Source organism: Photorhabdus viridis, assembly GCF_040256935.1.
Taxonomy (GTDB): Bacteria; Pseudomonadota; Gammaproteobacteria; order Enterobacterales; family Enterobacteriaceae; genus Photorhabdus; species Photorhabdus viridis.
Genome location: NZ_JBEJZY010000008.1, coordinates 33,755 through 45,811, shown reverse-complemented (window position 1 = coordinate 45,811; position 12,057 = coordinate 33,755). Strand labels below are relative to the sequence as shown.

Sequence of the window (12,057 nt, the reverse complement as noted above, 5' to 3'; positions counted from 1 at the left end):
GATATCCTATACAGGATTCAACAAATTGATGTCACGACCAAAAATCCCTCTCTATACCCACGCAATAGTCGCATGATTTTTCTCTATTGCCATTTTATACCCGTTATCTTTCAAGTTGCCTCTTTGTTGGCTGCACTCACTCATCCCGGTCACATAGTTCGCTATGCTCCCAGGGATGCGTTCCCTTGCCGTCGCGATGCATCTTGAAATCCATAGGGTATATAGAAATTTTTACAAGAAAATGCAATAATCAATAATGCAAATCATATTGATAATCATTTTTATTTGCAATATCGTAATGGCGTTTTCCTTCTCAGGAGTTCATACCTCTTCCTGATGAACGTTTTGTAAATTGGATTTCCGGCGCCGCCTGTAAGCAGCACAAATTAATTGTTATTAAATATTTTTATAAGGCAAATCAGACGGTGTTTGATTATGTTTAAGATAAGAAAAAAACTTGTGATGAAAATCATCGCTAAACGCACAGGGTTTGGGTTTCAGGCGACATTGTTTTCAACACCCACGTTATCTGACGCGGCGTATGCAGCTAGCGATGGGGAAAAGAGGCGTGTTTCCACTGCTATGGCCGCAGCATGTTCTCCACAGTCAGCTATAGCTGATAACACCTGGTATCTGGCACAGCTGGCGGCTCGTCCTCACGTTGCCGTCAGTATTTTTCTCCCCTCCGGAAGGGGGAAAAGGCTAGCCCCTACACCAACAAGAGGAACCTGATTTTGTCTGGTATCGCCAATGACCTTCTTTCGTTGCAAGAAGATGACTTTATTTTTCTATCGCCCCACAAAAGCCTGCTCGCCCGGGGATGCCTCGCCACCTTGACACATCCCGCCGCATCCGGACATCATGTCGAAGGCGAGTTCCAACAGAAGGTGCAACAGTTGCTTCGCCAGACTCAGCAGGCCGGAGTAGAAAATCCCATTGTCGTAGGAGCTATTCCGTTTGACAAGCGCCAACCCTGTTCGCTGTTTATTCCACAGACCTGCTACTGGTTTGATCGCCACACCTTTAACCTCTCCGACTCTCCGGTGCAGGTGGAGGGCCAGGCTCATTGTATTCCAGATCACGATGCTTTTTGCACCATGGTGGAGAACGCCCTGAATCCGCTGCGCATCGGTGCACTGAATAAAGTGGTGCTGTCGCGCCTGCTACAGATTGAAAGCATTCCCCCGCTTAGCGCTCTGAGCTTATGGATGCAGCTCAACAGACAGAATCCGGAGAGCTACAACTTTCACTTACCTCTGGCGGATGGCATTCTGATTGGCGCTAGCCCTGAACTGCTGCTACGTAAAGAGGGCAATGTCCTGCGCTCCTGTCCTCTTGCCGGATCAGCGCGGCGAGGCGACGATGATGCCAGTGACAGAAATGCTAGGGAAAAGCTGTTGGCCTCCGGAAAGGATCGCCATGAGCATTTGGTGGTCACGGAGGCTATCCGTCGCCAATTGACGGATCTTTGCTGCTCTCTGACGATCCCAGAACCCTCGCTGCTCAGCACGCCTACGCTCTGGCATCTCGCTACTGAGATTCAGGGTATAGTATCCGATGATCGCGATAATGCGCTGTCTCTTGCCTGCCTACTTCATCCCACGCCTGCATTATGTGGCGCTCCTTATACCTCATCCCGCAACCTGATCGGCGAGCTGGAGCCGTTCGACCGCGGCTGGTTTGGCGGTATTGTCGGCTGGTGTGACGCCCGCGGAGACGGGGAATGGGTTGTAGCGATCCGCTGCGGCAAAGTTCGGCCTCATAAAATTGAGTTATTCGCCGGCGCCGGCATTGTTCCGGACTCTGTTCCGGAAAACGAATGGCTGGAAACCCGCACCAAATTTAACACCATGCTGAGTGCACTTGGTTTTGCAACACAACAGGAGCAGACATTATGATTGAGTTCAACCGCTGGCCTCAGGATCTGGCTGAACGTTATCGCCTGAAAGGGTACTGGATTGATCGCCCGCTGAGCGAGATTCTCGATATTCACCGCGAGAACGATGCCGTGGCGCTATTCTGCGGGGAACGGTGCTGGAGTTATCGAGAGCTTAATGAAGCAGTAAACCGACTCGCCGCCTCCCTGCATCGACGCGGCGCGCGTCAGGGACAAACCGCGCTGGTGCAGCTTGGCAACGAGGCTGAGTTTTATATCGTCTTTTTTGCCTTACTGCGCCTGGGCGTCACGCCAGTTAACGCGCTTTATAGCCACCAGAGCAGCGAATTAACTGCGTATGCGCATCAGATTACACCAGAGATACTCATTGCCGATCGCCAGCATCGCCAGTTTCATGATGATGCTCTTATTGATCTTCTGGTAGCCAAGTGCCCGGAACTGAATATCGTGGTGCTTCACCATGAGGATTCAGATTCGAACCGTTCGCTTTCATGCCTGATCTCGGAAGAGCCGGGAGACTTCACGCCCACGCCGACGCCAGCGGATGAGGTCGCATTTTTCCAGCTTTCCGGCGGCAGCACTGGCACTCCCAAGCTGATTCCTCGCACTCACAACGACTACTATTACAGTATCCGCGCCAGCAATCCGATCTGCGACATCAGCGGCAAAACCCGATATCTCTGCGCACTGCCAGCCGCACACAACTATCCTATGAGTTCACCGGGCGCGCTGGGCGTATTTTATGCAGGTGGTCAGGTTATCCTCGTCCCCGATCCAAGTCCGGATGGATGTTTTCCGGTCATAGCCCGCCATCAGATCAATATTGCCGCTCTGGTGCCACCTGCGGTCAGCATCTGGCTGGAATATGCCAATATCAGAGGCCACATTAATGAACTTTCCAGTCTGAAAGTGATGCAGGTCGGCGGCGCCCCTTTGGGAGAAACGCTGGCCAGACGCATTCCAGAGGAGCTGGGCTGCCGGCTCCAACAGGTATTTGGTATGGCAGAAGGTCTGGTGAACTACACCCGACTAGACGATGATGACGCGCATACCTTCACAACTCAGGGCTGCCCCATCAGTGAGGATGATGAGGTATGGGTCGCAAACCGAGAAGGCTTCCCGGTACCGCACGGAGAGCCTGGATTGCTGATGACCCGAGGTCCATACACCTTTCGAGGCTATTACCGAAGCCCAGAACATAACCGGACGGTGTTCGACAGTAACGGGTTTTATTGTTCTGGCGACGTGGTCATTCAGCTTCCCGACGGATATTTGAAAGTAGTTGGACGTGAGAAGGATCAAATAAATCGTGGCGGCGAAAAAATTGCCGCTGAAGAGGTTGAACACCTGTTGCTGCGCCACCCGGCGGTGGTGTACGCCGCATTGGTCGCTATTCCTGACTGTCTAATGGGCGAGAAAACCTGCGCCTATGTGGTAACGCGCGAACGCGAATCCGTGAAACCAGCCGTGCTGCGTCGCTGGCTACGTGAACAGGGTATAGCTGACTACAAGATCCCCGATCGTTTTGAAAGTCTACCTGAGCTGCCGCTCACTCCGGTAGGAAAAATCAACAAACAGGCGTTACGTGCACTTGCCAGCGCCACCTTAGAAAATTGAGGAAATACGCCATGAGCATTCCTAAACTTCAGGACTATATCCTGCCCGATGAAACCGCCTTACCTGCAAATAAAGTCGACTGGAGGTTGGAGCCACAGCGTGCCGCTCTGTTGATTCACGATATGCAGGAATATTTCCTCAACTTCTGGGGGGAAGAGAGCAAGATGATTCAGCAGGTTATCGATAACATAGTTACTCTGCGCGCATGTTGCCATGAGCTCGGTATTCCAGTGTATTACACAGCTCAGCCGAGCCAACAGAACGACGTCGATCGAGCGCTACTGAATGATATGTGGGGCCCCGGCCTGAACCGCTATCCAGAACAGCAAAAAATCGCGGCAGCACTGTCCCCCGAATTGAAGGACACTGTATTGGTGAAGTGGCGCTACAGCGCGTTTCAGCGCTCTGACTTGGAAACCTATCTGCAAGAATGTAAGCGCGACCAGCTTATGATCTGCGGCGTGTACGCCCATATCGGGTGCTTAACCACTGCCACTGATGCTTTTATGCGCGATATACAGGCTTTTATTATAAGCGATGCGCTGGCGGATTTCAGTCTGGAAGAACATATGATGGCGCTCCGCTATACTGCGGGCCGTTCCGGACAAGTATTGAGTACCTCTATGGCACTGTCGGAGCTCGCGCCTCCCGCAGCAGAACGTAGATGGGATCGCGAACGTCTGCTTGCCATACTGCAACCCGCTCTGGACGAAGATGCACACGACATTGATGATGACGAAAACCTGCTTGATTACGGCTTAGACTCGCTACGCACAATGTCCTTCGTCTCAAAGTGCCGTCAGGAAGGGTACGAAATTGATTTTATCACGCTGATGAAACAACCAACGTTGCGAAACTGGCTCGCATTGCTGAACGGCGATCTGGAAGAGAAATGAACGGATTCAAGGGAAAAACCGTCTGGGTAACGGGAGCAGGGAACGGTATCGGCTCCCGAACAGCCCTCCGTTTTCACGAGGCAGGAGCGAGGGTTTTTGGATTCGATCTGAAGTTTCCTGATTCAATGCCGTTTGAGACGCTCATTCTGGATGTCAGCGATGCCCATGCGGTGCAAGAAACCTGCCCTCCATTGCTGAAGGCAAATGGGTTGGATGTGCTGGTTAACGGTGCGGGAATTCTGCGCCTCGGCTCCGCAGAAACGTTAAGCCATGAAGACTGGGAAAGCTCAATCAATGTTAATGCAGGCGCAGCATTCAATTTGTTTAAAATCCTCATTCCACACTTTCAGCGCCAGCGCAGCGGCAATATCGTCTCAATAGCCTCCAACGCAGCTCACGTGCCGCGCGTTAATATGGCAGTTTACTGCGCTTCTAAGGCTGCGATGCGTAGCCTGTGCCTGAGTGTGGGGCTGGAACTGGCGCCTTTTGGGGTACGATGTAACATTGTTTCACCCGGTTCCACACTGACTCCAATGCTGGAGGGAATGCTCAACGATGATGATATGGCACATCAGCGTCTGATCAACGGCCTTACCGAACAATTTAAACTCGGTATTCCACTCGGGAAAATCGCACAGCCCGACGAAATAGCCAACGTCATTTTGTTTTTGGCCTCCGACCAAGCAAGCCACATAACGTTGCAAGATATTGTCATTGATGGGGGCGCTACACTCGGTGCCTGATAAACCGAATGTTTAAATCTGTTTACCTGTATGCCACTATAAAAAACGGAAAGACTATAATTCCATGGAATGGGTCACTATTAAAAATTTAAACCAAAAACGAGTTAAAGAAAAGGGGTATAACATGAGCCATATTGCAGCATTGAGAAAAGTCAATAATTTAAAACAAGAGTTTGATTTAATAGAAAAAATCTGGTCACCGAAGGTGATAGCTGAAACAAGCGAATATAAGATAATCATATTGCTGGCTGAGGGTGATTTTCTATGGCACACACATGAAGATGAAGACAAGGTATTTATGGTTATTGAAGGCGAACTCCGTATAGATTTTAAAAATGATCACGTAATAATAAAGCAAGGTGAGTTTTTTGTGGTACCTAAAGGGGAAGAAAGTAAGCCTTCGTCCAAGGAATTAACCAAGCTGCTATTAATAGAACCATATATAGTCGCGAATTCAGGCCAATAAATTATTAATAAACATTGTCAGGTCGTGAATTCAGATAATGAATTCAGATAATAAGTGCCACGCGTGATTTGAGATGGAAACAGGGGGGAGCGACTGATTAGCTCCCCCCTGCTCCTACCACCTACAAATCGGCGCGGTCAATGCTGATTTTTTAGAAAAGTACTTTCACACCGATACCCACTTCACGCGGTTCCAGCATGTATCCTGAAGACCCAGCCGTACGATCATGGTATTTGTATGTCGGCACACGTTTGTCAAAGATGTTATTTCCGTAAGCAAAGAGTTCCAGATTGTTGGTCGGATTATATGATAAACGGAGATTGGAAACTAAATAGGAACTGACGCGCAACTCGGGATTGTTCTGGTCATTTGAGAAGTAATGATCCACGTAACGAAGATTGCCATTCAGACGAACTTTTTCGGTGATGTTCCAGTCAGCACCGACGTTAAACATGTAGCCAGGCGCTTTAGCGAATTGTTTTCCTTCAAACAAGTTGCCTCGATAATCGGCGAATTTTTTGATTTCGGTATGAAGCAATCCAAGCCCACCGCGTAGGCGAAGATTGTCCAGCGCCTGATAATCTGCCCCCAGCTCAAGTCCATAGGTTACCGCCTTGTCGGCGTTGACAAGGATAGAACCGTTAGGTCTGTCTTTCGTGTAATCCTCTACAGAACTCTGGAACCCTCTATAATCTGTATAAAAAATATTACCGGTTACCAGCAATCGGTTATTGAGCGCTTTACCACGCGCAAACAACTCGTAATTCCAAGCCTTCTCTGGAGCGAAGGTGTAATAGGAATGCCCAGAGAAATTCACACCTGTACCACCCGGCGCATAGCCTTTGCTTATCAGAGTACCGACGGTTATATCGTCAGTAACGTCATAGGCGAGAGAAACTTTCGGCAGAATAGCATGGAATCCTTTGCTATATTCATGATAGACACCAGGTACATAGCTGGTGACCCCTTCATGCTTGACTTGGTCATATTGATAACGCAAACCGCCAGTCAGAGCCCATTTTTCCGCAAAACGCCTGGTAGTCTCTGAGAAAAGGCCGACACTGGTGTTAGTCAGATCGGCGTCTGCCTTGCCCAACAGATTATCAAGCACATTCCAGGCCTTGTCACGCGAGTAATAGAGCCCTGTCACTCCACTCCAGGTTGAATATTCATCACCGAAGTTCAAACGCATTTCGTTGGAAACATTGTTCGAATCGCGATTCGCGATACCTGGAAGCATCTTCGTGAAAGTGTAACGATACTGCGATGCAGAATATTGGAGCTGGTTGGAGAACACCATATCGTTTTCAAACGTATATTGAAGATCTAAAATACCGATATTACTATTGGTCTTAGCTCTGTTGGTGTTTAGAGTCGAGTTTTTCAAATCGCTGTAGGGCAACGACGCCGACTCACTATCCGGACTTTTTGCTGTCATATGGGAGTAGGTCAGTTTGACCAACCAAGGACTATCCAGCGGTTGCCAAAGCGCCTTAACGCGAACATCCAGATTTTCGAAATCTTTGTTCATATCAGAATCAAAGAAACGGGGATTGGTATATTTAATGAATGTATTTCTGCCGCTGTAATCCATGGCGAGGCGTACTGCGAGATCTTCTGTCAATGGGCCATTGACAGTAAAGGAAGCACGTTTCTTTTGGTGGCTTCCGTATAGAATCTGCCCATCGAATTCGGGGGTAAAGGTGGGATCGTTAGTCTTGATAATAACCGCACCGGCGATACTATTCGCCCCCTGTGTCGTCGTTTGTGGGCCACGGAATACTTCCACTGAATTCACGTCCCAAACAGGCCCTCTCCCCAAACTAAATTCTGCGGAGCTGATATAACGCCCATCAATACTGATGGTCGCTCGTGGTATGGGTTTAGAAAGAAAGGTATTTCCTCCTACGAGAGGCCCGTTTGTCTCAATACCGCGGATACTTGGCGCACCTGTATTGCTGGTATAAAGCACATTGGGTGTACCCTGCAAAATATCAACGATGGTTGTCGCCTCAGGCTTACTCTGTATCTCCTGCCTGGAGATAACCGTGACTGAACTTGACGTTCTCTGCAAAGTTCTTTCTGTTTTTTCACCCGTTACCGTGATGACATCGGCGTCATCGCTCCCCGTTTTGTTTTTCTCTGTTTGAGTCAAAGCGATAGCTTGGCCTCCCAAGGACGATAAGGAAAACAAAATCGCACTGCTAAGTAACACTTTTCTGCGTGAAAAAAGCAGATTCCCCATCTTTACACCAATAGGTGTGACTATTTTTATAGATATAATTCTCATTCTCATTATCATTATCATTATCATTCACAGGCTAACAATATTATGTTAACCTCTTCATTTGTCAATTGTATATTTGTCAGTTCGTTTCAAATACAGCAGCCATTGAAGCGCACATCCTGTGGGCAGCATTAGCCCTCCTATGTGGCATTTAATAGATATTGGCTCGTATTAATGCATTGTAAAAAATGATCGTTCAGTTTGATAAAACGAGAAAATCCATGTTGAATATTGATTCAGGAAAGTTATCGCACATATCCGTATCCCGTTATGAAGAACATATCTGGCTACTACAGCAACAAAACCCTGGCCGAATTCTCAAGCAGCTCTCAGCCTGGCGGCTTCATGACAATGTGAATATTTCAATGATGGTTCATGCTATTCAGTCTGTTATTGAAGCAATACCGGCTCTGAACGTACGCTATGAGTTAAATGATGACGGTGAGTTGCATAAAACCCGAGTTGTGGGCTGGCAGGCATGCCTTGAGTTTTCCCATGCCAGCTCACATACAGACATGATCAAGCAGATACTGGCTGTGCAAGCATCTGCTTGGGTCCCTGAGCGACATCCGCCATTTAAGGTATTGATAATACAAAAAAATAATGAAGTTGTTTTATCTCTTATTTTGCACGAGATATTGGCACAAACTTGTCATGAAAACGAGATACTCGAAATACTGATCCGCGCTTATGCCGGTCACTGTGTAGAGCCCCCATCCCTAAAACGTGTCTCCTTACTACCTTTCGACGGAAAGGCGATTTCTCTCGTATCCTGGCTACGCTGTTGCAATAGTGAGAACAGCATCATTCATTCCTCTTTTGATGTAACAGCCGACCTGAATAAAGATCGGTTCGCACTGCGTTGGAAAACAGGACTTAAAATTAATGAACTGAAAACGTCCCTTTCTCGCGACAGACTGCCCCATTGTGTGTCGGCTATGATTTCAGTCAGATTCGCTCAGTTCATTGGCCTGCTCGGTGGTCAAGAAAAGATTGCACTTTGTCTGTTACAGCCGGACGGTTTCCGCCGCATTATTATCGAGTGTGGCATGGCGGAAACACAGAACATCAAATCCGTCATGGATAGGCTTCAGGAGCAACCAGACGAAGATAATCTTCTCTCTGGTACTCCCGTAACAGGGAGTGATGAGTCTTGGGTATATGTTCGGTTGCTATCTCGTCCGAACGGTCTGGTTGAACAACAGAGCTTACTGAGCCAGCCCATCCTATTGCCAACCTATGAAATGCGTCCTGATTTTGAACTGGCAACAGAGTGTGAAGGTACAGAAGAAATTAGCCTTATATTAACAATCGGCCAGGCGATTTCCGGTCATACCGGCGAGTTTCTGCTAAATCGTTTTGTGTCGTTTCTTAAAGGCGGTGAAGGTGCTATTGCGGGTTTAGTCGCGAACTTTGTGTCTGGCACTGCGGTGCATTCTGCTCACAACGTCCCTGGCAAGGAGATCTCCGCTGGTACTGATGAAATAGCAGCGATCATATTGTCAGAGTTCCGTGAAACTTTGGCCGTTACAGATATGACACTGGATGATGATTTTTTTGACTGTGGCGGTCATTCTCTGCTGGCAACGCGCATTATCGGTAAGCTACTTGGCACGCACGGGCTGGAAGTGCACTTCGGTGATTTCTTCAGCCACCCTTCAGCTGCCGCCTTGGCATCACGTGCAGTGATAACAAATCAGAGTAAGGACGCGGAGCCTTCGGCGCAGACGCAAAACGATCGTTTGACGGCACCCTTGGCACTCGCACAAACCTCTCTTTGGAATGCCTATAACGCTTATGAATTTGGCACCATCTTCAACCTGCCATTCGCGCTGGATTTTCTTGATGAGGTTGACGAAACGCTCCTTGAGCAGGCTTTTTCTGATCTTATCGAGCGTCATTCCAGCCTGCGCACCCTATTCCATGTTCAAAATGGTGAGGTCTGTCAGCAGATTGTCGCCATGTCGGACGTGACCAATGATAAGTGGTTCTGGCGCAGTCACGAAAGCAAAGGTGTACATCTTGATGACGAAGCTGCTTATAAATTCGATCTTTCCCGCGAATTGCCGATCAGAATACGGCTGATCCGCAATCCAGAAACCGGACGTCAAATATTGTCATTCCTCGTTCATCATATGGTTATTGATGAATGGTCGTTGAACGTCCTGATGGAAGAACTTGCCCAGGCTTATTTAGCGCGTTCCGCAGGTATGTCTCCTGTCTGGAAAAAAACCGCATTGTCATTCCATAAGTTTGCTCTGCAACAGCAGACAGGTGGTTTTAATCAAAAGCATCTCGATTACTGGACTAACATGTTGCGTGATGCAACGCGCGGGTTAGAACTCGCCTTATCTGACAACCGGAAGACTATCACTGCGCATGAAAGTTCGTCAGAAGCCGGCTGGATCGAGTACAAACCTAAACCTGAAATCACTCATCGTCTTTATTCATTTGCTCGGCAAAATAATGCTTCCCTGTTCAGTGTCGTCTACGCTGCAATTGCGCTTTCGCTGCACAAGCTTGGCAATCTGAAGGATATCGTGATAGGTACCTCTGCGTCGGGTCGTACCGATCCCGATACCTATGAAACAGTAGGTTATTTTACCACCATGGTTGCTCATCGGTTGCAGTTCTATCCAGAGAAACCCGTCGGCGCACTGATCGAAGACACCAGAGACACTATCAATAATTCCATGCCGTATGCGGATATACCGCTCGATCTTATTCAACAATCGTTAGGGATGACACCTGAGGATGGCCTGATATTCGACGTTTATATTCAGATTCATGCCAATAATGCGCTGAATGGCGCCCTTAAGACCCCGTCTGGTAACGATATACGCTACCGGCAAATCGATCCCGATAAAAAAGAATCCATGTTCGGTCTTCAATTCGAGATCATGGAAGATGTCATTGATGGAGAAAGAATAATGCGACTGGTGATAACTTACCGTGCGGATCGTTACCCTGAAGAACACGTTCAGCGCATCTGTGAAACAATAGATAAAGTTTTCGCATTCTTCACAACACCTGAGGTCTCAAGCCTCCCTCTTGCTCAAGTTCCTGTGTGATGTCTATGGGGTGATGAACCAACCATTATGGATGTGGTTCGGTCAAGGGTGGTTTGTTGCCTGACCGAGCCATATAACCCTATTTCGCTCTGAAAGAGAAAATATTATGAAATCTGCTATTACTGTCATATTACTGTGCTTGATGGGAACATCGGCCTTTGCCGCAACGCGGCAGGTCACGGATACTATGGGACGGGAAGTCGTTATTCCTGAGGAACCACAACGTATTGTGGTGATGAGCGAGCCAGCTATCGGTCTGCCCCTAATGGAACTGGGCGTTCAACCGGTCGGCAGTTATGGCCGTTCGGAAGATGGCACCTATCAGTTTGGTGCAGATTTCGTCGATAGTGTGCTCGGTAAAGGGTACACAAAACCACAAGGCATCAGTTCTGGCCGAGAGATCGATCTGGAAAAACTTTACGCGCTTAAACCCGACCTCATTATTGGAACAGAATTCGATGTTGACAAGGTAAAACAGCTTTCAACGGTCGCTCCTGTTTATCTACAAAATTTCCTTTCTGGAAAATTCCATAATTTCAATATTGAAGAAAATCTGGCCAAACTTACCGGACGTGAGCAGAATTTTCAAAAACGGCGGGATATGTATTTACAACGCGTAGCAGCAACACGCGCCCTTTTGCCGGAAAATCTGGCTAATAAGACCTATTTGCCGATCCTTGTAACAGATCAGATCAATGTCGTCGGCGAAGCAACCGGTTTCACTCAAGCATTGGAAGATCTTGGTTTCACCCGTTTGAATCTTTCGGCACAAGGCGGTCTTTCGGCCACCTCATCTCAACTGCTTTTACAGTTGAGCGCTGACAAATTAGGCGAACTCAATCCGGACGTTCTGGTCGTACTCAACAGTTGGGGCAGCAAGGAGCTCGATGAGAACGCTATTCGCTCTGCACTTGATCGGATTGTGCCTGGATGGACTCATTATATGAAACCCGCTCGCGAAAAACGGATTGTTTTTCTTAACACAGGCGAAGTTTTTACCCCCACGTTTGCTAGTGCGGAACATACTCTCAGAGCCGTGGGAGAATGGGCTAAGACAAAGCAATAAAATGATCCAGTCCG

General features: G+C 48.1%; 10 protein-coding genes. 8 read left to right on the top strand and 2 right to left on the bottom strand.

All coding sequences use genetic code 11. The features are described 5' to 3' along the window. Positions 1 to 435 precede the first annotated feature (435 nt). The gene (locus ABR397_RS04750) at positions 436 to 732 is read left to right on the top strand and encodes a hypothetical protein (protein WP_350304697.1); all 297 of its coding nucleotides are present in this window, start codon (positions 436 to 438) and stop codon (positions 730 to 732) included. Positions 733 to 788: 56 nt separating this feature from the next. On the opposite strand, the gene ABR397_RS04745 is transcribed toward ABR397_RS04750, so the two are convergent. After that, entirely contained in the window at positions 789 to 1,067 is a 279-nt protein-coding gene (locus tag ABR397_RS04745) for a hypothetical protein (protein WP_350304749.1), read from the bottom strand. Here ABR397_RS04745 and ABR397_RS04740 point away from each other — a divergent pair. The 5 genes from ABR397_RS04740 to ABR397_RS04720 all read left to right on the top strand — a co-directional run bounded on the left by ABR397_RS04740 (position 1,044) and on the right by ABR397_RS04720 (position 5,619). Beyond that, positions 1,044 to 1,898, top strand: a complete 855-nt coding sequence (locus ABR397_RS04740; RefSeq protein ID WP_350304745.1) for an isochorismate synthase — start codon at positions 1,044 to 1,046, stop codon at positions 1,896 to 1,898. The genes ABR397_RS04745 and ABR397_RS04740 overlap by 24 nt on opposite strands. Further along, the gene (locus ABR397_RS04735; RefSeq protein ID WP_350304744.1) at positions 1,892 to 3,514 is read left to right on the top strand and encodes a (2,3-dihydroxybenzoyl)adenylate synthase; all 1,623 of its coding nucleotides are present in this window, start codon (positions 1,892 to 1,894) and stop codon (positions 3,512 to 3,514) included. Before ABR397_RS04740 ends, ABR397_RS04735 begins: the two co-directional genes overlap by 7 nt. An 11-nt stretch (positions 3,515 to 3,525) precedes the next feature. Then, entirely contained in the window at positions 3,526 to 4,410 is an 885-nt protein-coding gene (locus ABR397_RS04730; RefSeq protein WP_350304696.1) for an isochorismatase family protein, read from the top strand. Continuing rightward, on the top strand, positions 4,407 to 5,153 hold the full coding sequence (gene dhbA, locus ABR397_RS04725) for a 2,3-dihydro-2,3-dihydroxybenzoate dehydrogenase (RefSeq protein WP_350304695.1): 747 nt from the start codon (positions 4,407 to 4,409) through the stop codon (positions 5,151 to 5,153). Before ABR397_RS04730 ends, dhbA begins: the two co-directional genes overlap by 4 nt. 124 nt (positions 5,154 to 5,277) lie before the next feature. Beyond that, positions 5,278 to 5,619, top strand: coding sequence for a cupin domain-containing protein (locus tag ABR397_RS04720; protein ID WP_350304694.1), 342 nt, complete (start codon positions 5,278 to 5,280; stop codon positions 5,617 to 5,619). A gap of 151 nt (positions 5,620 to 5,770) precedes the next feature. Here ABR397_RS04720 and ABR397_RS04715 read toward each other — a convergent pair whose 3' ends face one another. After that, the gene (locus ABR397_RS04715; protein WP_350304693.1) at positions 5,771 to 7,864 is read right to left on the bottom strand and encodes a TonB-dependent receptor; all 2,094 of its coding nucleotides are present in this window, start codon (positions 7,862 to 7,864) and stop codon (positions 5,771 to 5,773) included. A 263-nt stretch (positions 7,865 to 8,127) separates the two neighbouring features. Between ABR397_RS04715 and ABR397_RS04710 the strand changes: the two genes are divergently transcribed. Both ABR397_RS04710 and ABR397_RS04705 read left to right on the top strand, forming a co-directional pair. Beyond that, positions 8,128 to 10,977 (top strand): condensation domain-containing protein, encoded by a 2,850-nt coding sequence (locus ABR397_RS04710; RefSeq protein WP_350304692.1) that lies wholly within the window; start codon positions 8,128 to 8,130, stop codon positions 10,975 to 10,977. Positions 10,978 to 11,083: 106 nt separating this feature from the next. Then, a complete protein-coding gene (locus tag ABR397_RS04705; protein WP_350304691.1) occupies positions 11,084 to 12,043 on the top strand; it encodes an ABC transporter substrate-binding protein in 960 nt (319 codons plus the stop codon). Positions 12,044 to 12,057: the final 14 nt, after the last annotated feature.